This window comes from Companilactobacillus farciminis KCTC 3681 = DSM 20184 (assembly GCF_002706745.1).
Taxonomy (GTDB): domain Bacteria; phylum Bacillota; class Bacilli; order Lactobacillales; family Lactobacillaceae; genus Companilactobacillus; species Companilactobacillus farciminis.
Map to the genome: position 1 here is coordinate 692121 of NZ_CP017702.1, position 25115 is coordinate 717235.

At 36.6% G+C, this 25115-nt stretch carries 23 protein-coding genes; 9 read left to right on the forward strand and 14 right to left on the reverse strand.

Annotation, left to right across the window (positions count from 1 at the left end):
* Position 1 precedes the first annotated feature (1 nt).
* Positions 2 to 721 (forward strand): PAQR family membrane homeostasis protein TrhA, encoded by a 720-nt coding sequence (trhA, locus tag LF20184_RS03290; RefSeq protein WP_010020676.1) that lies wholly within the window; start codon positions 2 to 4, stop codon positions 719 to 721.
* A 59-nt stretch (positions 722 to 780) separates the two neighbouring features.
* Here trhA and rlmD read toward each other — a convergent pair whose 3' ends face one another.
* Positions 781 to 2163: a 23S rRNA (uracil(1939)-C(5))-methyltransferase RlmD gene (rlmD, locus tag LF20184_RS03295; protein ID WP_010020675.1), complete on the reverse strand. Its 1383-nt coding sequence runs from the start codon at positions 2161 to 2163 to the stop codon at positions 781 to 783.
* A gap of 66 nt (positions 2164 to 2229) precedes the next feature.
* Between rlmD and recX the strand changes: the two genes are divergently transcribed.
* Positions 2230 to 3006, forward strand: a complete 777-nt coding sequence (recX, locus tag LF20184_RS03300) for a recombination regulator RecX (RefSeq protein WP_010020674.1) — start codon at positions 2230 to 2232, stop codon at positions 3004 to 3006.
* A 645-nt stretch (positions 3007 to 3651) separates the two neighbouring features.
* A complete protein-coding gene (ntdP, locus tag LF20184_RS03305) occupies positions 3652 to 4185 on the forward strand; it encodes a nucleoside tri-diphosphate phosphatase (protein ID WP_010020670.1) in 534 nt (177 codons plus the stop codon).
* Positions 4186 to 4289: 104 nt separating this feature from the next.
* Here ntdP and LF20184_RS03310 read toward each other — a convergent pair whose 3' ends face one another.
* From LF20184_RS03310 to LF20184_RS03335, 6 genes are all read right to left on the reverse strand, one after another.
* Entirely contained in the window at positions 4290 to 5045 is a 756-nt protein-coding gene (locus LF20184_RS03310; protein ID WP_010020669.1) for an amino acid ABC transporter ATP-binding protein, read from the reverse strand.
* On the reverse strand, positions 5045 to 5740 hold the full coding sequence (locus LF20184_RS03315; RefSeq protein ID WP_010020668.1) for an amino acid ABC transporter permease: 696 nt from the start codon (positions 5738 to 5740) through the stop codon (positions 5045 to 5047). Before LF20184_RS03315 ends, LF20184_RS03310 begins: the two co-directional genes overlap by 1 nt.
* A gap of 28 nt (positions 5741 to 5768) precedes the next feature.
* Positions 5769 to 6551, reverse strand: coding sequence for a transporter substrate-binding domain-containing protein (locus LF20184_RS03320; RefSeq protein ID WP_010020667.1), 783 nt, complete (start codon positions 6549 to 6551; stop codon positions 5769 to 5771).
* Positions 6552 to 6632: 81 nt separating this feature from the next.
* Positions 6633 to 7556, reverse strand: coding sequence for a cysteine synthase A (gene cysK, locus LF20184_RS03325; protein WP_010020666.1), 924 nt, complete (start codon positions 7554 to 7556; stop codon positions 6633 to 6635).
* A gap of 13 nt (positions 7557 to 7569) precedes the next feature.
* A complete protein-coding gene (locus LF20184_RS03330; RefSeq protein WP_010020665.1) occupies positions 7570 to 8364 on the reverse strand; it encodes a homoserine O-acetyltransferase/O-succinyltransferase family protein in 795 nt (264 codons plus the stop codon).
* A gap of 252 nt (positions 8365 to 8616) precedes the next feature.
* Entirely contained in the window at positions 8617 to 9078 is a 462-nt protein-coding gene (locus tag LF20184_RS03335; protein ID WP_010020664.1) for a hypothetical protein, read from the reverse strand.
* 129 nt (positions 9079 to 9207) lie between these two features.
* Between LF20184_RS03335 and LF20184_RS03340 the strand changes: the two genes are divergently transcribed.
* From LF20184_RS03340 to brnQ, 4 genes are all read left to right on the forward strand, one after another.
* The gene (locus LF20184_RS03340; protein ID WP_010020663.1) at positions 9208 to 10563 is read left to right on the forward strand and encodes a hemolysin family protein; all 1356 of its coding nucleotides are present in this window, start codon (positions 9208 to 9210) and stop codon (positions 10561 to 10563) included.
* 116 nt (positions 10564 to 10679) lie between these two features.
* Positions 10680 to 12257 carry a peptide chain release factor 3 gene (locus LF20184_RS03345; RefSeq protein ID WP_010020659.1) on the forward strand — a complete coding sequence of 526 codons (1578 nt, stop codon included), beginning with the start codon at positions 10680 to 10682 and terminating at the stop codon, positions 12255 to 12257.
* A gap of 408 nt (positions 12258 to 12665) precedes the next feature.
* Entirely contained in the window at positions 12666 to 13670 is a 1005-nt protein-coding gene (locus LF20184_RS13085) for a glycoside hydrolase family 73 protein (protein ID WP_010020658.1), read from the forward strand.
* Between the two features lie 118 nt (positions 13671 to 13788).
* Entirely contained in the window at positions 13789 to 15123 is a 1335-nt protein-coding gene (gene brnQ / locus LF20184_RS03355; protein ID WP_010020657.1) for a branched-chain amino acid transport system II carrier protein, read from the forward strand.
* A 585-nt stretch (positions 15124 to 15708) separates the two neighbouring features.
* Here brnQ and LF20184_RS03360 read toward each other — a convergent pair.
* The 4 genes from LF20184_RS03360 to LF20184_RS03375 all read right to left on the reverse strand — a co-directional run bounded on the left by LF20184_RS03360 (position 15709) and on the right by LF20184_RS03375 (position 18866).
* A complete protein-coding gene (locus LF20184_RS03360; protein WP_010020655.1) occupies positions 15709 to 16449 on the reverse strand; it encodes an SDR family oxidoreductase in 741 nt (246 codons plus the stop codon).
* A gap of 11 nt (positions 16450 to 16460) precedes the next feature.
* Positions 16461 to 16952 (reverse strand): cyclophilin-like fold protein, encoded by a 492-nt coding sequence (locus LF20184_RS03365; protein ID WP_010020653.1) that lies wholly within the window; start codon positions 16950 to 16952, stop codon positions 16461 to 16463.
* Positions 16945 to 17892 (reverse strand): alpha/beta hydrolase, encoded by a 948-nt coding sequence (locus tag LF20184_RS03370; RefSeq protein WP_010020652.1) that lies wholly within the window; start codon positions 17890 to 17892, stop codon positions 16945 to 16947. Before LF20184_RS03370 ends, LF20184_RS03365 begins: the two co-directional genes overlap by 8 nt.
* 107 nt (positions 17893 to 17999) lie before the next feature.
* Complete coding sequence (locus LF20184_RS03375; RefSeq protein WP_010020651.1) at positions 18000 to 18866, reverse strand: LysR family transcriptional regulator; 867 nt, start codon at positions 18864 to 18866, stop codon at positions 18000 to 18002.
* A 342-nt stretch (positions 18867 to 19208) separates the two neighbouring features.
* On the opposite strand from LF20184_RS03375, the gene LF20184_RS03380 reads away from it, so the two are divergent.
* Positions 19209 to 19943: a RibD family protein gene (locus LF20184_RS03380; RefSeq protein WP_056945190.1), complete on the forward strand. Its 735-nt coding sequence runs from the start codon at positions 19209 to 19211 to the stop codon at positions 19941 to 19943.
* Between the two features lie 129 nt (positions 19944 to 20072).
* Positions 20073 to 21419, forward strand: a complete 1347-nt coding sequence (locus LF20184_RS03385; RefSeq protein ID WP_010020650.1) for a C40 family peptidase — start codon at positions 20073 to 20075, stop codon at positions 21417 to 21419.
* A 53-nt stretch (positions 21420 to 21472) separates the two neighbouring features.
* Here LF20184_RS03385 and LF20184_RS03390 read toward each other — a convergent pair whose 3' ends face one another.
* The 3 genes from LF20184_RS03390 to LF20184_RS03400 form a co-directional block, all read right to left on the reverse strand.
* Entirely contained in the window at positions 21473 to 21784 is a 312-nt protein-coding gene (locus LF20184_RS03390) for an SLAP domain-containing protein (RefSeq protein ID WP_010020649.1), read from the reverse strand.
* 116 nt (positions 21785 to 21900) lie between these two features.
* Positions 21901 to 22335: a hypothetical protein gene (locus LF20184_RS03395; RefSeq protein ID WP_010020647.1), complete on the reverse strand. Its 435-nt coding sequence runs from the start codon at positions 22333 to 22335 to the stop codon at positions 21901 to 21903.
* Between the two features lie 201 nt (positions 22336 to 22536).
* Positions 22537 to 25104: an MSCRAMM family protein gene (locus LF20184_RS03400; protein WP_010020645.1), complete on the reverse strand. Its 2568-nt coding sequence runs from the start codon at positions 25102 to 25104 to the stop codon at positions 22537 to 22539.
* Positions 25105 to 25115: the final 11 nt, after the last annotated feature.

The following is a 25115-nucleotide window of genomic DNA, read 5'->3' on the forward strand; positions in this document are numbered from 1 at the left end:
CGTGGATGATTTTTTGAATAAGTATATATTTATTTATACTGATAAATATTTTGGCAGAGCAAAAGAAAACAAATATGGGTTGCCGAAATATACCAACTCTGAGGAAAGACTTAATACTATTTCTCATATCATTGGGATTTTTATTGGTATTGGAGCCGTGATAACTAGTCTCGTAACTCCGTATTCTAATCTGGGAAAACTTAGTGGCGTTATTTTCGGTATATCGTTAATCCTTTTATATGGCGTTTCAGCGACTTATCATGGTATTCCAATGACTTTTGTGAACTGGAAAAAAAGATTTAGAATATTGGATCATAGTTCCATATTTATTCTGATTGCTGGGACTGGTACGCCATTGATTTTGAGACAAATTGCTAAAACAGCAGATGAGTCTGAATGGATATTTTATTCTCTAATTTGGATTTTAGCTGTAGTAGGTGTTTTGTTACTATCTATTAGCATAAAGAGATTTAAGAGTATTGCGACAGTTATGTATGTTGTAATGGGAGTTGTATTGGCTATTCGTTCCAGCAGCTTTCTCCACATTATGGGATCGACAGGTGTTGCTCTTTTGTTAAGTGGTGGATTGGTCTACTTAGTAGGTTTGTTATTTTATGGGCTAGGAACTAGAAAAGAAGGAATGCATGCAATTTTTCATATTTTATGTATGGTAGGTAGTATCTTGCATTGTATTTGTATTTTTGGATTCGTATTGGTTTAGAGTTTGGTAAAAAAATACGTTAAATTGAGATTTTACTCAACTTAACGTATTTTTTAGTTTTATCTTCTAATAAGTTTAACAACTGTTTCAACATGAGGAGTCTGTGGGAACATATCAACTGGTTGTAAGTAAACCACACGATATGAATCAGACAAACGAACTAGATCTTTTGCCAAAGTTGAAGGGTTACATGATACGTAAACTAATTTGTTAACGGGGTTGCGTGTCAAAGTTGTTAATAACTTGTTATCAAGTCCAGTTCTTGGTGGATCGACGACAATAGCGTTAACTTCCTTGCCTTCTTTTAAGAGCTTTGGATAAATTTCATCGGCTGAACCAACGTAGTAGTCAGTATTGTCGACTTCATTTAATTTAGCATTTTCTTTGGCATCTTCAATTGCTTCAGGGATGATTTCGATACCGTAGACGTGTTTTACTTTGTTAGCCATTGTGATACCGATTGTACCGACACCACAGTACGCATCTAACAAGACATCACGTTGGTTGGGTTCTAGGGCTTCATTGACTAAATCGTAAAGTTTGTCAGTTTGAAGTGAGTTTAGTTGCAAGAAGGCTCTAGGTGAGAAGTTAAATAGGTAACCGTTGATATCTTCTTGTAAGTATTTGTCACCCCACAAGAGTTTAGTTTCATCGCCCCAAACGCCAGCTTTGTCTTCTTTGTTGATGTTTTGAGAAATTGAACTAACTTCAGGAATCTCTTCTTGAATACGTTCAATCAATTGGTGTTCTTTGATGAACTTAGGTGAACGAGTGATGAAGGTAACTTGTAATTGGTTAAATTCAACTGATTCACGGATAACAATCATGCTCAAGATACCAGATTTAGTTTCCGGATTGAAAACAGGAATTTCTAAGTCCTTGACCATTTGAACAATTTTTCTCATCGCTGACATCGTCAAGTCCATTTGAGTTGGCATTTCTTTGAGGTCAACTAATTCTTGAGTACCTGTTTTGTACAAGCCACAACGGATTTCACCATCGATTTCTTGGATAGGGAATTGCGCTTTGTTACGGTACTTCTCTTGTTGGACTGAGGCCGCAGTTGGTTTGATCATGTATTTTTGATAAGCGTAAGGCTTATACTTGTCGAGTGATTCACGTAAAATGTTAGCTTTGAAGTGAAGTTGTTCCTTGTATTTGATGTGGGCAAATTCTAACCCACCAACTTCATCAGCCAATTTAGGTGTTTCGGGATTTCTAAAACGGGATGCTTGTCTGATCTTGTGGATACGACCATTTAAGAAGCGTTCATGAACATCGGTAATTTCACAGACGATGACATCTTCCGGCACCGCTTTAGGAACGAAGACGATAACGTGTTTGAAGAAACCAATCCCTTCACCATTGATTCCGATACGTTTGATAGTTAATGGAAATCTATCGCCGACTTTTAATTCTTGCGTAATATTATTTGTATGCATTATTTTTCCTTTGAATGATTTTGAGATAAACTACTAATGAGTATAACATGGTGAGGTAAAAATATATTGGCAAAAGTAACGAAGATTCAAGCACAAAAACGAAAAGGACGCTACAATGTCTTTCTTGACGGACAGTATGCGTTTCCAGTAGCAGAGACGACTTTGATTGAATTTCGTCTGATGAACGGAGTCGAATTAACTGATGACCAAATCAAAGAAATCAAAGATCGTGAAAACGTCAATAAAGCTTATGGCGATGCGGTCAATTATTTGAGCTACCAATTGCGAACTGAAAAAGAAATCAAAGATTACCTCTATAAAAAAGAATATCATCGTGATGCCGTTGATGATGTCATTGCTAGACTAGAAAAATTGCATTATTTAGATGATGGAAATTACGCTAAAAGTTTTATCAATACACAATTACGAACAACTGCTAATGGTCCTAAAATTATCGAACAAAAACTTCATCAAAAAGGTGTTCCAGATACGATAATTCAAGATAAGCTGTTTGAAATCGATGAAGACACCTTAATCGAGAATGCGACTGAATTTGCTAAAAAACAAGCTCGTAAACAAAAGCGGGCCTCATTTTCACAGATGCTGACGAAGATTAAACAAAGTCTTTATCAAAAAGGCTATAATAACGAAATTATCGAAGAAGCGCTTAAGAGTTTGGAATTGGAACCAGACGAAGACGATGAATTGGAAAAGTTACGTAAATTAGTCCAAAAAGTTGAGCATCGTTATGATAAGCCAGAAAAATTGATCAAGTATTTAATGACCAAAGGCTTTCATTTTGACGAGATTAAAAAAGTTTTGTCTGAAGATTCTGATGACTAGGGTTAATTAAATATGCCGTCGTCCGCAAAAATCCTGTGGCTGGCTGGAACATAGCCGACGTGATTTTGAGCTTTTGCATAAACCAAGTGCGCAAAAGCTCAAAACTCAGTCTTATTCTAAGCAACAAGTTGCTAAGAATAATTTGGCTATTGAGCCGCCACAGGATTTTTGCTCCCGACTAGATTCCAAATTCTATTTAAATAGAGTCAGACACATACTTTTTTAATAACAGCTCAGTTTCTTTGTATCAATTCATAAAAAAAGAAGATACTACTAAAACCACAGCAATATACTGCAATTTTAATAATATCTTCTATTAATTTTCTGAAGTTATATATATAAAGATAGAAACCACTATTTAGTCGGGAGAGAGGTACTGGAAAATGCTCAGCCGTGAAATTTTTGTTAGCAATTTATTGCTTACAAAAAGCCCAATCTTGAAGACTTTGCCCGATTTTGGTTTTAGCAAAGGCTCCAAGTTGTGGGCACATTCTCCAGCGTTTTCCAGTGCCGAACGGACGACGGCATCTTAACCCTAATCAAACTTAAGAATAAACTATATTTAATAACGATATCTTTCAATCGTTTCACAGCTCTGTTATAATTTTTTTGGATAAGAATTAGATTTGAGAAAGCTGGTAAGTTATGCAGATTCCTAGAGAAGGGGATTACGTAGCAATCCAGAGTTATAAGCATGATGGTCATTTACATCGTACTTGGCGTGAAACAATGGTGCTAAAGACAAGTGAAAACGAAATTATTGGTTGTAATGAGAATACTCTTGTCACAGAAGCAGATGGACGTCGTTGGGTAACTAGAGAGCCCGCACTGGTCTATTTTCATAAGAAGTATTGGTTCAATATCATTACTATGATAAGAGAGAGTGGAGTATCTTATTACTGCAATCTAGCGACACCTTTTGCTTTAGACAAAGAGGCCATCAAATATATTGATTACGATTTAGATGTTAAAGTTTTCCCAGATGGGGAGAAAAGATTACTCGATGTGGATGAATATGCCGCACACAGTAAGATGTGGAATTATCCACCAGAAATAGATACGATTTTACATTATAATGTCGACGTTTTAATTGATTGGATCGATAAAGGCAAGGGACCATTTTCACAAGCTTATGTTGATCTTTGGATGCAAAGATATAAGGAACTGTCACACCATTAGGATTGCTATATCCTGATTAGGCTGCCGTAATGGTAGTCTTTTTTTATAGGCAATTAAAAAATCCGTACCAACTAAAAATAGTTGATACGGATTTTTTTGAGGTTTTATTTTGTGGTCTTTTCGTCATTAAAGGTAATACCGGATAGGAAGTCTTTAATTCTAGTTGTGGGATGATTGAAGAACTTATCAGGAGTGTCATCGAAGAGGATATCGCCATCTTCAACGAAGACAATCTTGTCCGCAACTGAACGAGCAAATTCCATATTGTGGGTCACGATAATCATCGATTGTCCCATTTTACTGAGTTCTTCTAGAATCAAAAGAACTTGTGTTTCTAGCTCTGGATCCAAAGCACTCGTTGGTTCATCCAACAAGACGTATTCTGGATTCATTGCTAAAGCACGACAGATAGAGATACGTTGTTGTTGACCACCAGACAATTGACTAGGGAAACGATCAGCGTATTCTCCTAAGCCAACTTGTTCTAGCAATTTACGAGCTTTTTCTTCAGTTTCTTGCTTAGGTCTTTTTAGAACAGTGATTGGTGCGGTAGTAATATTTTGCAACACGGTTAAATTAGGGAAGAGATTCCAGTTTTGGAAAACCATGCTAGTTTTTTTACGAATATCAAAACTGAGTTTCTTAGAAACAGGTTGGGAATAGTCTAATTTGATATCACCAAAATCTAGGATTCCACTTTCTGGACGAACGAGTAAATCAAGTGAACGAAGCAAAGTTGATTTACCTGAACCAGAAGGTCCTAAAATAACTGTAGTTTTACCGGATGGAAAATCGACACTCAAGTCTTTTAAAACTTCTTTGCCATCATATTTTTTAACAATATTTTTAACAGAGATCATTAAGCTTCACTCCCTTTAACATATTTTGAAGTTCTGCGTTCTAGATAGTGTTGCAAGAAAGTAAGCAACGTACAGATCACAGCGTAAAGGGCAGCGGCTAACGTGTACATTAGTAGTGGTTGATAGTTTTTGGCAGTGATTTGTTGACTGACTTGGAACATTTCCAAGATCGTGATTGAACTAGCCAAAGACGTATCCTTTACCAAACTAATGAATGAGTTAGAAAGTGGTGGTAAAGCAATTCTGACAGCTTGAGGCAAAACGATTTTCATCAAGGTTTGCTTAGTTGTGAAGTTCAGTGTAAAGGCAGCGTCCCATTGATCTTGAGGAACTGATAACAAGGCTGAACGAATTGTTTCTGAAGCATAAGCACCAGTGTTCATTGAGAAACCAATTACCGCCGCAATGAAGGGTGATAATTGAATTCCGGCACTAGGTAGACCGAAGAAAATAATGAACAATTGAACTAGCAATGGGGTTGAACGAAAGACCCAAACGTAGAAGTTAGCGATGGCTCTTAGAACTAGCCAAGGATATTTGATCAACTTGTTTTCACTAGGTTGAATGAATTTAATCAAAGCTGTTAAAACGGCTAAGATCAATCCGAAGAAAAACGAAACTAGAGCTAGGGGAATGGTGTACTGCAACATCGCAGTAATCATTTCCGGCAATGACGTAATGATAATGTGCCACATGAAATAAAAATCCTCCTGGGTTTAATGATTATTTTTTAGTGATATCTTCACCGAAGTACTTAATAGAAAGTTTCTTCAAAGTTCCATCTTTTTGAAGTTCTTTAGTAGCTTTAGTTACATCTTTACTTAACTTAGTTGACTTCTTGTTGAAGATTGGAGCAATTTTTGAAGATTTAAGTTTGCTTTCTGGAACGGTGATGTACTTAAGGTCAGTGTTCTTGTGATCTTTCTTCCATGTTAAGAAGGCTTCTTTAGAATTAAAGGCACCCTTGACACGTCCTTGGTCGATCATTGACATTGAAGTTTGGAAATCACTTGAAGGAACTACATCGGCACCGAATTTCTTAGCATCATTGTAGTTATCTGTACCAGTACCGGCAGCAATCTTTTGACCCTTGATATCGTCAACGGAATTGATACCTGTACCATCTTTAGTAATAACAACGGATCTTGAGTAAACATAAGGTGTTGAGAAGAGATATTGTTTCTTACGTGAAGCATTTTCAGCCACGTTATTGATAACAACATCGAAAGTATTAGAATTCAAACCGGCAATCAATGAATCCCATTTTGTTGGAACAAACTTAGCTTTTAGACCAAGCTTCTTGGCAACGGCTTTACCATAATCAACTTCAAATCCTTTAAGCTTACCATCTTCACGGTATGAATAAGGAGCATAAGTTCCTTCCAAACCAATTGTTAGTGTACCTTTAGTTTTAGTATCACTAGCATTCTTGTTACTTGAGCAACCTGTCAAAACCAAGATCAAGGCGACAAGTGTAGTTAATATTAAAGCAATGCGCTTTTTCATTTTAAAAAATCCCCCTATATATAGAAAATCATCATTTACTATTCTCGCATAAAATAAAGCTTGTTAAAAAGATTATGACTTTTAAAAGTTAAATAAATCAGTTGAAAGATATCTTTCACCATTATCTGGAGCAACTGTTACGACTGTTTTTCCTTTGCCAAGCTTTTTAGCAATCTCGATGGCACCAAAGATGTTAGCACCAGCGGAGATACCTGGTAGGAATCCTTCTTTGTGACTAACTTTTTGAGCCATCTTGATAGCTTGATCACTAGTTACTTCAACGATATCTGAATATGAGTTTTTATCCAAAGTGTCAGGGATGAATCCAGCACTGATACCTTGAATTTTGTGAGCACCAGTTTTTCCTTCTTTTAGTAGAGGAGATTCAGCGGCTTCTAGAGCGTAAACTTTCACATCAGGGTATGCCTTAGTTAAAGCGTGACTAACGCCTGAGAGAGTACCACCAGTACCGACACCGGCAACGAAACCATCAACTGGAGTGTCACCAAAAGCTTCAACGATTTCTTTTCCAGTAGTAGCTTCGTGAATAGCAGGGTTAGCTGGGTTTTGGAATTGCATTGGCATGAAGTAACCATTCTCGTTGGCTAAGTCAGTAGCTTTCTTGATAGCACCACCCATACCTTTTGAACCAGGTGTCAAGATCAATTCTGTACCATAGCCTTGCATCAATTTACGACGTTCGATACTCATAGTTTCTGGCATAGTGATGATCAAGTGATAACCTTTAGCAGCAGCAACTAATGAAAGACCAATACCAGTGTTACCAGAAGTAGGTTCAACTAGAGTGTCGCCGGGCTTGATCTTACCAGCTTTTTCAGCAGCTTCGATCATTGATAAAGCGATTCGATCCTTGATTGAGCTACCAGGATTGAAGAATTCCAATTTTACGTAAACGTCAGCGGCGTCTTCTGGTACGACTTTGTTGAGCTTTACGATAGGTGTGTTTCCAATAAGTTCAGTAATATTTTGTGCAATTTTTGTCATAATGATTCTCTCCTTAGCAAGTAGTTAATTTATGTTCCGCAACTGTTTGTAACCAATTGTTGTAAAAATTTTGTTGAGTCTGTTTCCAAGAAAATACTGGTTTTTGGTCTAGTGGTGAATAATAACCTGTAGCAGGCATGGGATGCTTGATCTTAGGACTGCCTTGTTCACGTTTTAATTCATCATCTAGTCCATCTTTTTGGTATTCCAAATGTGAAAAAATAAATGTTTGATGTTTTTTAATTGATTCAACCAAAGTCAACAAGCCATTTTCGCTGACAGCGTCGATTACTAAATCGGGATTCTCCATTAATTGTTGATGATCCATTTCGGCATTGCGAGCATGCGGTGCTGGAAAATTATCGCCGATATTGTTGAGCAGTGGGGTATCAGTTAAAATTTGATTTTGGAAAACTCCGAAAGTTTTATGCGGTAAGATTTTTTTGTCGATATCATATAGTCTATTCAAGGCGGCCATGGCGCCCCAACAGACATAAAGTTGAGGAATATTTAATTGATCGAGTAGGTCGATTAAATCGTTGATTTCATCAAAGTACGAAACTTGAGGAAAATCTAACTTTTCAACTGGACTGCCGGTAATGATAAAGCCGTCTAGGTCTTTGATCTCATCCAAATTCAATGGTTCCATATTGTCAGTGATGCTTGAATCGAGTTGACGGTCAACATAACGAGTAGCTGAATAATAAAATTTAATTTCTACTTCATCGCCAAGCACTATTTGAAAATTACGCATCGTATCGAGTTTATTTTGCATTAAATTAAGAATTCCAATTTTGATAGGTTCCACAAGTAACTCCTTCCTAAGTAGAAAAACAAAAAAAGCGAAGCCGACTAATGTCAACTTCGCTTGATAGTTTTAGTTTGCACTACTTGATTATCAATTGAGTGGTATTAGACATGCTGAAAAAGTATAGTAATGTTCGTTCATTACTACACAACAACATGATTCAACTTGTTTTTGATTAAAATTCAACATGTCTAATTCCTCCTGCAATTAAGATGGTTCAAATTTACAATTAAAAAAACAATAAGTCAAGAATTATTTCTTTTTCTCTGAGTAAATTGAAAGTGATTCAAATTCAAGATAAGATGCCAAAGTAAGTGATACGACTAGGATTAAGACTAACCAGCCAAGTGTTCGACCAAGAATCAAAGTTAGTGGTAAAAATGTCGCTACCAAATAGATACTGAGAACTGATAAGCAAAAGTCGACGGCTAAATTGGCACCGATAACTAGTTTACTTCTTTCCAAAATGAAGAAGAAAAGCAATTCTTTTAAAACTTTACGTGTTGAACTTCGATACATAATCAAAACGGGACGTTGGGCAATAACTTTGACCGCAAACATACCGAAAGCACCAACGATTCCACCGACAATGATTCTCCAAGTTAAAGCGTGTAAAACTAATGAGTTATAAGAAACGCCAATAATCGACAGACAAAGAATGTAAGGGATTATAAAGAAGAATAAATAGATTACCGCAATTTTTTTATTAGACATTTTAGAAAACTCCCTATATACTGATAGACCTATTTTATCATTAAAAAGGCTTATTGTTGAATACAATAACACCTGTTATAATTGTTTTGTTTATATTTAAGTTTACATATGAAAGAGAGTGCGAGTTAAATGAGTGGTGACTCTTCTGGAGCGTCGCTTTCTGGGCAGCTGATTTTAATAATAGTTTTGACGTTATTAAATGCTTTTTTTGCAGCAGGCGAGATGGCGATTGTATCCGTGAATAAAACGTCCGTTGAAGGAAAAGTAAAAGATGGCAGTAAAAAGGCCAAGAAAATTTTACATATGATCAATGAACCAAATAAATTTTTGTCGACGATTCAAGTGGCAATCACTTTAGCTGGGTTCTTATCATCAGCTAGTGCGGCAACGACCTTGAGCGCTAGGATGGAAGTTTTGATTGGAGAATTTCCTGGTAGTAAGGAAATTTCTGTTATCGTTATAACGATAATTTTGTCCTTTATTACGTTAGTTTTAGGAGAATTGTATCCTAAACGTATAGCGCTACAACGACCTTACCAAGTAGCTAGTTTCACCCAGCCAATGATCAGCTTTTTCGGCTTGATTTTGAAGCCTTTTGTCTGGTTGTTGGAAGCAACGATTAATCTGTTGATCAAGATCACACCGATTGATTTTGACCAGGCGGATGAACCGATTACCAGAAATGAAATGATTGCGACCTTGAGAAAGTCTCGTAATAGTGGAACGATTAATTCTGATGAATATCAGATGTTACAAGGAATTATTCGTTTTGGAGATAAGACAGCACGAGAAATTATGGTTCCAAGAACAGATACTTTTATGATTGATATCAATGATCCGGTCAGTGAAAATATCGATGCTATTTTGAATCAACCGTATTCTCGAATCCCAGTTTACGGTGGAGATAAGGATAATATCATTGGAATTATCCATATCAAAGACTTATTGAAGAAGTCTCGTGAAGTCGGTTTTGAAAAAATCAATTTGAAATCGATCATGACAGAGCCATTGTTTGTTCCTGAAGCTACCAATATTGATACATTGTTGTTGAAGATGCGTAGCACGCAAACGCAAATTTCAATGGTTGTTGATGAATATGGTGGTATCGTTGGTCTTGCAACTATTGAAGATATTTTGGAAGAAATTGTTGGAGAAATCGACGATGAGTACGATCCGGTAACTAAGAATTTCCAAAGATTAGGTGCAAATAAGTTTTCTGTTGTCGGCTTGATGACCGTGGAAGACTTTGATGAACTCTTTGAAGAAGAAATTCAAGTCGACGATGTCGATACGATTGCTGGATATTTGATCATGCAAATCGGTGAGATTCCTGATGCCAAACATCCCAAGTCCTATACCTTGGATGATGGTGTAACAATTACATCTGGTGAATTGAATGGTTCACGAATTGAAAATGTTATCGTAACGGTTCCTGATGGTAAACTAAAGAATGTAACTACTAATATGTATAAAGAGAAATACTAGTGTATTTCTTTTTTTTCGAGGAAAATTATGTTGTAAATAAATTACTGATTTATCCAATTTTGAATTTTATATATAGGAAGGAAATGCGTAGAATTTTGTTTTTACGCGCTTAAAAAATGGATCAAAAACAATTAGACCAAGAAGTAAATAAACGTAGAACTTTTGCTATCATCTCTCACCCGGATGCCGGTAAAACTACTATTACTGAACAAATGTTGTACTTTGGTGGGGTTATTCGTTCTGCCGGTACAGTTAAAGCTAAAAAGTCTGGACAATTTGCTACCAGTGACTGGATGGAGATTGAAAAGAAACGTGGAATCTCCGTTACTAGTTCGGTTATGCAATTCCACTATCATGACAAGGATATCAACATCTTGGATACCCCAGGACACGAGGATTTCTCTGAAGATACTTACCGTACTTTGATGGCTGTTGATGCTGCCGTCATGGTTATCGACTCCGCTAAAGGTATTGAACCTCAAACTAAGAAGTTATTTAAAGTTGTTAAAAAACGTGGCATTCCAATCTTCACTTTCATGAACAAGTTGGACCGTGATGGTCGTGATCCACTAGATTTGATTGCTGAACTTGAAGAATTACTAAATATCGAAGGTTGTGCAATGAACTGGCCAATCGGTATGGGTAAGGAACTAAAAGGTTTGATCGATATTCGTAACAATCGTTTGGAACTTTATCGAAAAGATGGCGATGACCGTTTCTTGCCAATGAATGATGAAGGACAACTAGTCGAACACAATCCAATCGAAGAAGAGGGCGTTTACGAACAAGCTCAAGGTGAAGTTGACTTAATCAAAGAGGCCGGTAATGAATTCGACCTTGAAAAGATCCAAGCTGGTAACCAAACTCCAGTCTTCTTTGGTTCTGCTTTGACAAACTTTGGTGTTGAAACATTCTTGAATACTTTCTTAGATTTGGCTCCAGCTCCTGCTGAACACAAGCAACAAGATAGTGATGAGGTAGTTAAACCCGATGACCCAGAATTCTCTGGCTTTGTCTTCAAGATTCAAGCTAATATGAATCCTAATCACCGTGATAGAATCGCCTTTGTCAGAATTTGTTCAGGTGAGTTTGTCAGAGGAATGGATGTTAAACTACAAAGAACTGGCAAAGTTATGCGTTTGAACAATGCGACGGAATTTATGTCTGACCAAAGAGAAACGGTTAAGACTGCGGTTGCTGGCGATATCGTGGGACTTTATGATACGGGTAATTTCCAAATTGGCGATACTATTTATACCGGTAAGAAATCAGTTCAATTCGAAGATTTACCACAATTTACGCCAGAAATGTTCATGGAAGTTCAAGCTAAGAACGTTATGAAACAAAAGTCATTCCATAAAGGTATGCAACAGCTAGTCCAAGAAGGTGCCGTTCAATTGTATAAGAAATATACTACTAACGACTATATCTTGGGTGCTGTTGGTCAACTACAATTTGAAGTCTTCCAATTTAGAATGAAGAATGAATATAATTGTGACGTTGTCATGAAACCAATCGGCTCAAGAATTGCTCGTTGGATCGACCCAGAACAATTAGACCCAGCTATGTCTTCAACTAGAAATATGCTTGTTAAAGATTTAGACGACAAACCATTGTTCTTATTTGAAAATAAATTTGCTGAGAACTGGTTTGCTAACAAATATCCAGATGTTAAGTTAAGTTCAAAATTATAGGAAATCGCTGAATGGCGGTTTTTTTTATTGTAAAATTTTAGTGGTAGTACAAAAATTCACAATAAAGGAGGTCGAAAAAAAGTACTTCATAAAGCCTGAGCCTGTAGCATTCGGAGATTTTTTATCTCAAAATTTAAAATAATATAATTCTAACTACCGATTATTTTATCAATAATTATTCGTAATATTTCTGTAATTATTCGGGGATTTTTAGTGATATTTATCAGATATTCCTTAATCAGATATAGAAATTCTTTAGATTCTTAAGGATTTCTTAAAGTCAAGTAACAAAAAATTACAATTTATTTTCGAATGTTTAATTCTTGTTACAAATCTTGAGTTTTATTGAAAGTGCTTTTTTTAAATAGTAGTCTATAACTAGATTATTTATTAAGGGGTAACCAATCTATGTCTAAAAAAAATCTACTTACAAGTGCTTTAGTACTTGGTACATTAGCTGCAACCGCTACACCTTCTGTAGTGTCAGCTGCAACAACTGAGGATGCTAGTCAAGCTGCATCACAAGCAGGTACCGAACAAGTAAATAACAAATCAGAAGATAATAAAACTAATATCATTGCCGGATCAGACGAAAAGAAAGCTGATACAACTGTTGCTAACTCTGCAACTGTTCAAGCAGCTAGTGAATCCGCAACAAATGCTTCAAGAACTACTGCAATTATTCAAGCCGCTTCAGGAATCACACAAGCACAACAACAAGCTTTCTTAGCTAGTGCTGTGCCAATGGCTCAAAAGGCAGCTTCACAATATGGGGTTTATACTTCAGTTATGTTGGCTCAAGCTATTCTTGAAAGTGCATGGGGTACTTCAACTTTAGCTACACAAGGCCACAACCTTTTTGGTATTAAAGGTGATTACAATGGCGCTTATGTAACAATGCCAACATCAGAATGGAGTGCTTCTCAAGGTTGGTACACAATCAACGCCAACTTCAGAAAGTACCCAAGTTACTACGAATCATTTGCTGACAATGGTAACAAGCTTCGTAACGGTGTTGCTTGGAATTCAAGTTATTACAGTGGTACTTGGAAAGAAAATACTAGTTCATATAAGGATGCTACTGCTTGGCTACAAGGTAGATACGCAACAGCTCCAAACTATGCTTCATCATTGAACAATTTGATTCAAGCTTACAATCTAACTCAATACGACGGTAATGCTGAAACAAACGGTGGTTCACAAACTAACAGCAATACTATTAATGTAAATAACACTAATGGTAATTATGTTCCATTGTTGGCTTTCAACAGTGATGGTTCTGCTAAGAAGATTACTAACCGTGCTTTAGCAAACAACACACCTTGGTATACTGACCAAACTAAATCATATAACGGTCACACATACTATCGTGTTGCTACTAACGAATGGGTTGAAGATACATATTTAGCTTAATTTGATTTTATTGGACGTTCTCTTAGGGGGACGTTTTTTTGTTGCATTAGTTGTTGTCCTAAGGGTCTTATTCGTTTATTATTAGTAAATGTATTTTTAAAATGAGAGAGTAGTTTATATGAATGAAAAGTTAACTTGGAGAAATTTATTTTTTATCGGCTTAATGTTATTTGGATTGTTTTTTGGAGCTGGAAATTTAATTTTCCCCGTATTTTTAGGACAACAAGCTGGTAGTAATGTCTTTGGCGCTATTATCGGATTGTTGATAACGGGAGTGGGATTGCCACTTCTAGGAGTTGCCAGTATGGGAATGACTGGTAGCAACAGTGTCTTTGACTTAGCAGAAAAAGTTAATCGACCTTTTGCCTATATTTTTACGATTTTGTTGTATTTGACGATGGGACCATTGTTTGCGATTCCACGTTTGGCAACAATTTCTTTTCAGTTGGGTTTGGCACCATTCATCAGTAAAAACCATCAAAGTTTCGTTCTGCTGATTTTTTCAGCTTTATTTTTCGGCTTAACTTTTTGGTTAGCGAGAAAACCTAGTAAGTTGATGACGTATGTTGGTAAGTGGTTGACGCCAATTTTCTTGATTTTGTTAGGAATTTTAGTAGTGACAGCTTTCATCAAACCAATGGGGAGTTTAAATGTGGCTCCTCAAGGTCAATACGTTGATCATGCCATCTTGAGTGGTTTTACTGAAGGTTACAATACGATGGATGCCTTAGCCTCATTGGCATTTGGCGTAGTGGTAATCGACACGATCAAGTCATTAGGAGTAAAACATCCCCAACAAATTGCTAAAGATACGATCAAATCCGGTTTGATCAGTGTGATTTTAATGGGAATCATCTATGCTTTCTTGGCTTTGATAGGGACGATGAGTGTCAATAAATTTCCTTTGGCAGCTAATGGTGGAGTGACTTTGGCTCAAGTATTCAATTATTATTTTGGTTCTTTTGGTAGTTTGTTATTAGCTCTGATTGCTATCATTGCCTGTTTAAAAACTTCTATTGGTTTAACTTCGGCTTTTGGTGAAACAGCTACAGAAATGTTTCCTAAATTCAATTATCAGGCTGTTTTAGCCTTGGCAATTGGTTTGTCATTTTTAGTTGCTAATATTGGTCTAACGAAGTTGATCAATTATTCGACACCGGTGTTAATGTTCTTATATCCATTGGCTATCGTTTTGATCATAATTTCAGTTTTGAATCCAATCATTGGTGAATCAAAGTGGTTATTCGGCATCACAGTTTTGTTCACTCTGATACCTGCGCTTTTTGCCGGAATTGCTGCCTTGCCTAAAACAATGCAAAGTGGATTTATTCAACAAATTTTAGCTTGGAATCAATATTTGCCATTGTCAAAATTGAGTCTAGGTTGGGTAATACCAGCTTTGTTTGGTTTAGTATTTGGTTTTATAATTAGCCGCTTTAAAAGTGAAAAATAAATATAACTAAATAACCCCGGCATGCCGGGGTTTTATTGTATAAAAATAGACATGAGCTTACTCATATCAATATAATTAAGGCATCCAAACCAATCATAAAGGAGTATTCATGTCCATATCTATTTTACAATAATCGATTACTACAATTCATCATTCTTTTACTCGTTTTTCCAAATTGGTGAACTTATGTGATATTTTGAGAACTTCAAATATTAAAAAGTCTAAAGTCATCAAGGTTTATTTTCGTTATCACGGTCGTCAATGTATGGAAGACAGTTGATTTTTAAGATATTTATTACGTTACTTCTTATCTTCCCAACGTTCTCCGCAGTTTGAGTTTGAATATTAATGTCTACAGCAAAAAGATTTGTGACTTCTCAAAAGGTATAATGTCAATTCGATATATGAACTATTTATACTATTTTTTTGTTAAATTTCTAAAAATTTGATGTACAAAAATAGCATCTGTGCTAGAAAATAAGTTCCAAATTTGGATTCACATTCTAGACAGATGCTATTTGCTTATATTTTTATATGTACGTTATTAATAATATCTACTAATGTTTTCTAGCAATCAAAGTTTGATTAGGCTAATTGTTCAATAGGACGCACATTGATTTCACTAATTGAAACATTATCGGGTGAATCAATTGCATGTACGACTTCAGCGGCAACTTGATCAGCGGAAAGTGATCTATTAACATTTTTATGCAGAGCTGCTTCTGCTGAACGAGCTTCTGCATCAGGAATAGTATTGAACAGTTCCGTATCAACAGTACCCGGTGTAACAATTGTCGATTTAATGTGGTTCATGGCTTCTTCCTGCCGTAAACCGTCCATGATTGCACGAACAGCAAACTTAGTACCACTATAGACTGCAAAGCCTGGAAATACTTTATGTCCGGCAGTAGAACTAGTTGTTAGTATATGTCCTGAACGTTGCTTCTCCATAGTTGGTAATACAGCGGAAATACCATTCAGAACGCCCATAACATTTATATCAAGCATACGTTGCCAGTCATTACGGTGCTTTTCAGCTAAAGGACTGTTAGGCATAATTCCTGCATTATTAAACAAAACATCGATTCTACCAAACTTATCGATCGTATCTTGAACAGCAGTTTCAAATGCTGTGTAATCTGTGACATCAAGCGACTCAATTAGTATTTCAGCCTCTGGAAATTCCTGTTGAATTTCATTCAGTCTGTCTTCACGCCGAGCAATTAAAACTAATTTTGAGCCAGCACTAGCTAAACGTTTTGCAGTTGCAGCGCCGATTCCACTTGAAGCACCGGTAATCATAATAACTTTTTCATTTAATTGCACAATTCTTCCTCCTAATCCATCGAGAGTGTGACGGTGACACTATCTTTACCAATTAATTCTTTCAATTGCTTAGCATTAATGTCATTAATTTTTCCTAGTCGGGTAAAATTCCATGAGTTAGGTGCATAATACAAAACAAATTTATTTCCTTGATACAAGATAAGATCCCCTGCTTTAGTCATAATCGATGTATCATTACGTGGGAAATTCTCTCCTAGGTCACCAACTTTTTCCATTCCTTCAAAATCATTTAATTTAATCGTTTTAGGACCATTGGCTAGCCATTTGCTTAAAGCTCGTGTCGATGAATTATCGACCATAGTTGCTGTTAATTTCTTTTGTTTAATTTCTAGATTAAGCATTTTCTTATGTGTGCGGACTGTTTGTCTAGTTATTGGGTCGGTAATTTGATTAGCAATTTTTTGAGAACGGATTTCAGCACTAACTACGAAAATTCCAATAACTAATAACGCTACTCCTATCCAAAGTGTTTTTTTATACATTCTTAGTTAAAAAATCAGTGATTTTATCGAACGGTATTAGATCTACTTTGTCGTATAGATCAACGTGATTTGCACCAGGTACGATGAACAATTCTCGTGGCTCCTTAGCTTGTTTGTAAACATCTTCACTGAAGTAACGTGAATGGGCATTTTCGCCGGCGATTAATAGGATTGGACGAGGTGCAATATCATCAACGTGATTTAATAGTGAAAAATTCATAAAGGCAGGCATACTTGACATGGTGTGCTGTGCCAATGCATTGTGATGATATCCACGTGGCTGGAGATAAAAATCAGCAAATTCTTTAGCTACTGGAGTTGGATTTTCTTCAGTTAAAGCTGAGAGTTGCATACTACGAGATTCAAGTACTGGTCGGCCAGTTTTAAAATCTTCATAACGTTGTTCTGCAATCTCATCTAACAATTGTTTACGTTGTTCTTCAGTTTGAGTGTCTCCAAGACCATTGCGGATGTAACGAGAAATATCATACATACTTGTAGTTACAACTGCCTTAATACGAGGATCAATTTGTGCTGCACTTAATGCAAATCCACCACTACCACAAACACCAATAGCAGCAATTTGATTTTTATTTACAAATTCACGTGTTCCGAGATAATCAACTCCGGCACTAAAATCTTCAACGTAAATTTCAGGTGATGAAACGAAACGTGGATGTCCACCACTATATCCATAAAAGGATGGATCAAAGGCCAAAGCAACGAATCCTCGTTCAGCCATTGTTTGAGCATAAATACCAGGAGCTTGTTCTTTAGTTCCACCGTAAGGGCCCCCAACAAGAATAGCGTGATGTTGTTGTGATGCATCAAATTCCTTCGGCAAATATAAATCTGCATCCAAATTAATTCCAAATCGGTTAGGATACGAAACCGTGGTTCTAGTTACTTTATCACTTAATTCAAAAATGTAATTGTCCATAATAAAAATTCAACCTTCTTTTTCTTAGTTGCTTTCTTAAAGCATGAATTTATTATATATGCACATCACAGGAATGTTAAATACTTATATCAAACTTTTAGATATTACTATTTTGTATTTCTGACGTGTTCAATAAAGGCGTTCGCTGTAGATGATAGTTGCCGTTGCTTTTCCCAAACTAAAAAGCTCTTACTCTTTATCTCTTGGGCTACTGGTTTAAACACAACCCCTTCAAAATGACTATCTAGGCTCAATCCAAATGCAACACCCGCACCAGTACGTGCTAGCAATGCAGCATTATAAAGTAAGTTATAAGTTGCCACTACATTACTAGAACTGTAAAAATCACCTAACCAGTTGATGACACTATTACGAACCATAAGTTGGTTCATCATGATGAGCGGTACATTCTCTAGATCCTTGGCATGGATCTCATCCAAATTAGCAAGTGGAGAATCTTCGGCAATTAATACTCCGATTTTCTCCTGTTCATTCAGTTCAAGGGAATTGTAATCTCCTAGGTCCGTTGGATTCATCAGTAGGCCAACGTCTAATAAACCTTGATGCAATCGATCCTTAATTTCACTCGCAGCTCCAGTATGCATATGAAAACTAACTTCTGGATAGAGATGTCGAAATTCGGACATACTAGTTGCTAGTTGATTCATGCTTTTTAATTCACCACATCCTAAACGGATTTCACCAGAAATAAACTGATCATTTCTAGAAATTTCAAGTTCAGTTTTTTCAACTAATCCTAAAATATCGGCAGCACGATGCCGTAATAGTCGACCATCGTTTGTTAACGTTATACCATGTTGACCTCGGGCAAATAATTTAGTACCCAATTCATCTTCCAGTTGCTTAATCTGGCGTGATAAGGTTGGCTGGGTGACATGTAATGTTTCGGCAGCTTTAGTAATATTTGATTCGTTTGCCACGACGTAAAAATAGTTTAATGCTCTTAGTTCCATCGGAATTCTCCCATTTCTTTATTATATTTTTTTTATTATAGAAATAACTATCAACTGCTATGCCAAACAAAAAGCGATTTTCTAAAACAAATTAGTCGTTCAAGAAAGTTACAATCGAATAGGGCATTTTTTATCTTATTTTCAAATTTTATCATTATTACATTTATCCCAAAATATCTTGTTGTTATTTACATTCACTAAAATAGCGTTATACTTTTAAAATGTTAAACAGCTATATGTGAGGCTCAGAAATACAATTTGAGTATTTCCTAAATTAAATTATAGCTTAACGTCTAACAATCTTATGTTAATTATATAAATAATATAGAGGAGACCTAACGAATGATTAAACGACCTTTTGTAACACTTTATATTCTCATGTCCATTGATGGTCAAATTACAGGTCCTTTTGGCAAAGCGCCTGCTGCCAAAGAGTCCGGAAAAGTCTTTAATGAATTTAATTTTGACGATAAGGATGGTGAAAATTTCCACTTTCAAGGATGGCTTTATGGTAGTAAAACTTCACTTTCATACTTTACTCACGAAATTTCAAGCCTGCCCGAAAACGATGTACCTGTACCTAGTGGCGATTTCTTGCCAGACCAAAATGCTAGCCGATACTATATTGCCTTAGATCGTACTGGAAAATTGGGATGGGAGAGTAATTTAACAGCTTATAATGGTCATTCTGCAAATGTTCTGGAAGTTATTACTGAGCAAGTATCAAATAAGTATAAAGCTTTTTTAAGAAAAAAAAATATCCCTTACATAATCTGTGGAGCTACTGAAATCGATTTAGAATTAATGTTGTCAAAACTGTATTCTAAGCTCAATATGACGCATGTCATGCTAGGTGGTGGTGGAATCCTAAATTGGAGTTTTGTTTCCGCTGGTCTATGTGATGAGGTTAATTTTGTTATTGCCCCCGCTATCGATGGAACAACCGATAGTACTCCAGTATTTAACGGTGCCTTTAGCAAGAATCATCAACCAATTGGATTTAAACTAAAATCAATTGAAGTTTATGAAAAAAATACTATTCTCGTTAAATACTTAGTGGATAAAAAAAATATATAAAAAAATGCATCTATTCAGGTTAGTCGCAACGAACTATGTCTGAATAGATGTTTTTTTGATTGTACTTGATTCAGGAAAATACTACACTAATGGTGTAATTATAAATTGTTTTATAGGGGTAAAACGTTTATGAAGAAAGAAATTATCACGACTTTTTTAATTAGTGCCAGTATTTTAGGGACGATGGCGATTGCTAAGCCAGTCAAAGCTGACAGTATTAAGGGAGTCGTCACAACTAAGAATATGGCGCGTCTGTACAATAATGAAGGGAAATTGATTGGTAACCGAGCTTTAGCTAATAATACGCCTTGGGTCACTGATCAAAGAATCGATTTGAATGGTGTCGGTTCGGTCTATCGTGTCGCAACTAATGAGTTTGTCAAAGCAAGCGATGTGGAATTGCAACACGGGCAAGCTAGCGCTGGAACTGTCAAAGTCGGAAATAACGGAGCTTTAGTCTACAGTTATAGCGATGGCAGGTATACTGCAGCTGACAACAAATTGTCCGTAGGTAGCATGTGGAAGTATAGTCGAGTTGATAATGCTGACGGTAAGACTTGGTATCAAATCGCTACTGACATGTGGATCAACAGCAATGATGCGACAAAGTACAATGGCCTCGAAGTTGAAAATACCGGAACAGCTACAATTGCTTATGCTTCAGATGTTGGACTCGATTTATGGCAGGGTTTTGGAAATGACAAGGTCGCTACAGGTAGAAAATTAGCCAATGGAACTAGTTGGAAGTTCTTTGATAAAGTAGTTGATTTCAATGGGGATGCTTGGTATGAAATCGGTAGTAATCAGTGGATTTCAGGAGCTTTTACCAAGATTCATAATGATAAATTTACTCAATCAGCAGCTCAAGTCTGGGATCCAAATTATGCTGCAGTAAAAGCAGACAAGAAGACGGCTATTTATTCTGATGGCAATTTTAATTCGGCAACGAATAGCAGCATCGATGCTGGTAAAATTGAACAAGTAGTTTCAACTGTTTTGACTGGCAATACAATTTGGTATGAGAAGAGTGACGGCGGCTGGTTGCCATCAACTGCCGTCAGTGAAATATCCGTGAAGAGAAGTCCGGTTAGTCTGAATGGTAAAACTAGAAGTGAAGTAATAGAAGAAATCGTCAATGTTGCTAAACAACAATTGGGTAAACCTTACGTTTGGAATGGTAAAGGTCCAAATAATTTTGACTGTTCGGGACTAATGCAATATGTCTTTCGTCAAGTAACTGGTCAAAATATCGGTGGTTGGACGGTTCCTCAAGAATCTGCTGGAACTAAGGTTTCCGTCAATCAATTGGAACGTGGAGACCTAGTCTTTTGGGGAAATGCCGGAGCAACTTATCACGTCGGTTTGTATCTTGGCAATAACCAATATCTCAATGCTTTAAAACCTGGTACTAATGTGAAGATAGATTCAATTTCAAATAGTTTCAAACCATCATTTGGAGTGAGAATTTTTTATTAATCAACAAAAAATAGTCCTGTTGAAAATTTCAACGGGGCTATTTTTGAGAGATCCTATTTTTCTAAGGATACATCATTAACTTTGACGAATTCATCTTTGCCAACTTTGTAATACTTTTGACCTTTGATTGAGGTCTTTTCTTTAGGTGTGCAAGTCTTACCTTTAGTTAAACAACGAGATAATTTCTTGCCTTTTTCATTATATAGTTGAGCTTTAGCTACCTTAACTTTGATCTTTGAACTAGAACTGCATTTCGTGGCAGCTTGAACTACGGCTACGTTAGAAACGGCTGGGATAATAGTAGTTACTGAAGCACCAGCGGATAGCAATGAAGCAAACAAAAGACTTTTTTGAATTAATTTCATAATTTTTATCTCCTTGAACTAACTTTCAGTAATAAAATGATAACGATTAATTTGTTATCAAAAATATCTTAACTCATAAATGATCAAGTAGTGCTTTCAAGACGTTGTCGAAATGTCTATGAAATCAAGGTGCTGTTGTTCATTTGTGAGATATTGCCTTTGTAATCTTTGTAGTAGGTATGATTGTAAAAGGCGTTTTGGTCACCAATCTTGCAGACGGTACCTTGAGTTAAGCATTTGCCAATCTTTTCACCTTTTTTATTGTAAAGTTGAGCTTTAGGGACATTTACTTCCAAACGGTAGTCGTTAGCTTCGATAGTTGAAACCATGTCTTCATCAGTTTGATTGTCGTTAGTTAAGATCTTGACATCTTCGCCTTTGACAAATTTATCCTTGCCAATTTTGAAGAAGTAAGCATTGGCAGTTGTACCTTTGACGACTGTGGCAGCTTGAACAGCACCGTTGCCATTAGTAATAACGGGGATAGTTGCAGCACCCATTCCGACAGCAAATAATGAAGCGAACAAAAGACTCTTTTGAACTAATTTCATGATTTTTATCTCCTTTGAACTACATACAATATAAATTAATTTTCTGAAAAAGATAGCTAGGTTTTTATTAATATTCTGTTATCAAAAGATATAATAACTTATTATTTTTCAAAAGGGTTGTTTGACGTGTAGCCATTGTGTATATAAAAAGAAGACCTCGCAAATCAAAATATGATTGCAAGATCTTCTTTTTCAGAAAGCTTAATAACTAAGCTTCTTGATCCAATATTTGAGAAGTAAGAACAAAGCGATAAACAATCCGCTAATCATCATGAATAAGCCGTTTTCATTACCAGTTTGTGGGAATGTGCCTTTTTCGTATGATGATTGACCAGAAGTAGGAATTGTTGAAGTGCTTGTTCCACTAGTTGGAACAGATGGTTTCAAACTAGGACTCATATTGGATGATGTACCAGGAATCACTGGATATGGTGTGGAAGAACTAGGGGCTTCTTCAACGCCTTGTGTGCCAGGAATTTCTGGATAAACAGGTTCAGCGTTGCTTGGAGCTTCAGGTTGACTAGGACTTTCTGGACTAGTTACAGAAGGTTCAGTAGTACTTGGAGTTTCAGGTTCTTCAGGACTTTCTGGATTAATTACAGGAGGTTCAGTAGTACCTGGGTTTTCAGGTTGACTAGGACTTTCTGGATTAGTTACAGGAGGTTCAGTAGTACTTGGAGCTTCAGGTTCACTAGGATTTGTTGGATTAGTTGTAGGAGGTTCAACAGTACCAGGATTTTCGGGTTCACTAGGATTTGTTGGACCAGTTACAGGAGGTTCAGTGGTACTTGGATTTTCTGGACTTGTTGTAGGAGGTGTTGTAGTACCAGGTTTTTCAGGTTCTCCGGGTACTACAGGGATATCTTCTTCAATTAAAGTATCCTTAGCTTCTACTTGAGTAGTTTCACCTTTAGAAATAGTAAAGCTGATTGGTTGAAGACTTGATTGATAGCCTTCAGGAGCTTTAGTTTCGACGAATGAATAAGTACCAGTTGGTAAATCAGGAACAGTGATTTGACCATTGGAATCAGTAGTCAAACCAGTTTGAAGAATTGCTCCAGTGCTATCTACCAAATCATAAACAGCGCCAGGCAAAACTTTACTAATATCGCTGGAATCAACTTTTGTTAAAACAACGCTACCAGTTTCTGGTGTGGTATCAAGGGCAGTGTTGAATTTTTCAAGAGCCAATGGAGTAGTTTGATTTAAAGCAATTGTAAAGTTCAATGGTGTAGCATCCAATTCATAACCGGGAGCGGCAGCAGTTTCAACTAAGGAGTAGTCGCCAACAGGCAAGTCGTCGATAGCCAATTTACCGCTACTGTCAGTTACAAGTCCACTTTGGATAACTTTACCAGTACTATCTAATAATTCGAAGGTAGCGCCAGCAATAGGATTCTTAGTTTCAGCATCTGCTTTAGTTAAGATGACTGAACCAGGAATAGATTTATCGGCTTGACTGACTTTGAGATCAGTGTTGCCGTCAGCATCTGGAATAGTGAATTCGATTGGACTGGAATTGATCAAATAACCATCAGGAGCTTTTACTTCGGTCATGGTATAAGAACCATAAGGTAAATTCTTGATATTGATTTGACCATTTTCATCAGTTTCAGCATTTGAAATAATGACGTAGCCAGTTCCGTTAGCTAATTGATATTCAGCACCACTCAAAGCTTTGCCAGTGGCTGAATCAGTCTTTTGCAAGGAAATAGATCCGACATTTTCATCACCATTACCAGTTCCGAAACCACCCCAAGAAGTGGAGGCACTAATGTTGTATGATCCTTCGCTTGAAGCCATGGTTGCGTTGTTAGTCCAAGTAGTTGAACCATCTGCATTAGTTCCGGTAACTTTAACTCTGTAGTAAATATCAACGGCAGTAGTTACATTTTCTGGGAAGGAGATGATAACTTTGTTGCCATCAGTAGTTACTGTTGGATTTAGTTGTTGACCATTGCTTACAAAACCACCAGTTCCGTAAGATCCACCGATAGCACTCAAAGAACCGGGGATGTACTCTTGGTTAGGACCTAAAGTATCAGTGATAACAACGCCACTTAAGTTGTGCTCGTTAGGGTTAAAAGCAATATTCCAAGTCAATTCATTTGGAACGTTGTTAGCATCAAACCCAGAGACCCAACCTAATTTGTTAAACATCCAATCTTCGCCTTCAGTATTATTGCTAGTATTAGTACCTTTTGCAACTAAGGTCAAAGTACCTTTACGATTAGCATTAGTATTGGATAGGACGTCGTTGAATGTTAAGGTACCAACTGTTTCACCATTTTTGATAGTAGCTGTACCAATTTCGACGTTACTACTATTGTAAATAGGGAAAGACAAATCAGCATTGGCAACGACACCTTCAGGTAAAGTAAATTGAGTTGTGTCGCCAGTATTGATTTGAACGCCATCAGGAATACTCCAGTTATAATTTACTTTGTAATTTAACCAAGTATATAAGTTATCACTTGGAGTAACCGGGTTACCGTTGATATCAGTCAAAGTAGCATCTTCAGCACCTAAGCCAGTGATTGTCAAAGCTTTAGGCGTTATCGTTGGACTAGTAGATGTCGTTTGACTCGTCGTGCTAGTCGTTGGAGCGGTTGTTGTAGTTGCAGTGCTCCCAGGCGGAGAGGTCGTGGTCTCAGTTGGAGTTGTCGTCGTTGTAGCAGCTTGAACTGAAATTTGGGGAACAAAGAAGATTAGAAATGCTAGAAACAATCCGATTAAGGATGCAACAATCAATGATTTTTTCATTTTCATTAAAAAGCATC

Excerpts from the sequence above, each read along its gene's own strand:
- rlmD (WP_010020675.1), bottom strand. The coding sequence starts at position 2,163 with ATGCATACAAATAATATTACGCAAGAATTAAAAGTCGGCGATAGATTT.
- ntdP (WP_010020670.1), top strand. The coding sequence starts at position 3,652 with ATGCAGATTCCTAGAGAAGGGGATTACGTAGCAATCCAGAGTTATAAG.
- LF20184_RS03310 (WP_010020669.1), bottom strand. The coding sequence starts at position 5,045 with ATGATCTCTGTTAAAAATATTGTTAAAAAATATGATGGCAAAGAAGTT.
- LF20184_RS03315 (WP_010020668.1), bottom strand. The coding sequence starts at position 5,740 with ATGTGGCACATTATCATTACGTCATTGCCGGAAATGATTACTGCGATG.
- LF20184_RS03320 (WP_010020667.1), bottom strand. The coding sequence starts at position 6,551 with ATGAAAAAGCGCATTGCTTTAATATTAACTACACTTGTCGCCTTGATC.
- cysK (WP_010020666.1), bottom strand. The coding sequence starts at position 7,556 with ATGACAAAAATTGCACAAAATATTACTGAACTTATTGGAAACACACCT.
- LF20184_RS03335 (WP_010020664.1), bottom strand. The coding sequence starts at position 9,078 with ATGTCTAATAAAAAAATTGCGGTAATCTATTTATTCTTCTTTATAATC.
- LF20184_RS03340 (WP_010020663.1), top strand. The coding sequence starts at position 9,208 with ATGAGTGGTGACTCTTCTGGAGCGTCGCTTTCTGGGCAGCTGATTTTA.
- LF20184_RS03345 (WP_010020659.1), top strand. The coding sequence starts at position 10,680 with ATGGATCAAAAACAATTAGACCAAGAAGTAAATAAACGTAGAACTTTT.
- LF20184_RS13085 (WP_010020658.1), top strand. The coding sequence starts at position 12,666 with ATGTCTAAAAAAAATCTACTTACAAGTGCTTTAGTACTTGGTACATTA.
- brnQ (WP_010020657.1), top strand. The coding sequence starts at position 13,789 with ATGAATGAAAAGTTAACTTGGAGAAATTTATTTTTTATCGGCTTAATG.
- LF20184_RS03365 (WP_010020653.1), bottom strand. The coding sequence starts at position 16,952 with ATGTATAAAAAAACACTTTGGATAGGAGTAGCGTTATTAGTTATTGGA.
- LF20184_RS03370 (WP_010020652.1), bottom strand. The coding sequence starts at position 17,892 with ATGGACAATTACATTTTTGAATTAAGTGATAAAGTAACTAGAACCACG.
- LF20184_RS03375 (WP_010020651.1), bottom strand. The coding sequence starts at position 18,866 with ATGGAACTAAGAGCATTAAACTATTTTTACGTCGTGGCAAACGAATCA.
- LF20184_RS03380 (WP_056945190.1), top strand. The coding sequence starts at position 19,209 with ATGATTAAACGACCTTTTGTAACACTTTATATTCTCATGTCCATTGAT.
- LF20184_RS03385 (WP_010020650.1), top strand. The coding sequence starts at position 20,073 with ATGAAGAAAGAAATTATCACGACTTTTTTAATTAGTGCCAGTATTTTA.
- LF20184_RS03390 (WP_010020649.1), bottom strand. The coding sequence starts at position 21,784 with ATGAAATTAATTCAAAAAAGTCTTTTGTTTGCTTCATTGCTATCCGCT.
- LF20184_RS03395 (WP_010020647.1), bottom strand. The coding sequence starts at position 22,335 with ATGAAATTAGTTCAAAAGAGTCTTTTGTTCGCTTCATTATTTGCTGTC.
- LF20184_RS03400 (WP_010020645.1), bottom strand. The coding sequence starts at position 25,104 with ATGAAAATGAAAAAATCATTGATTGTTGCATCCTTAATCGGATTGTTT.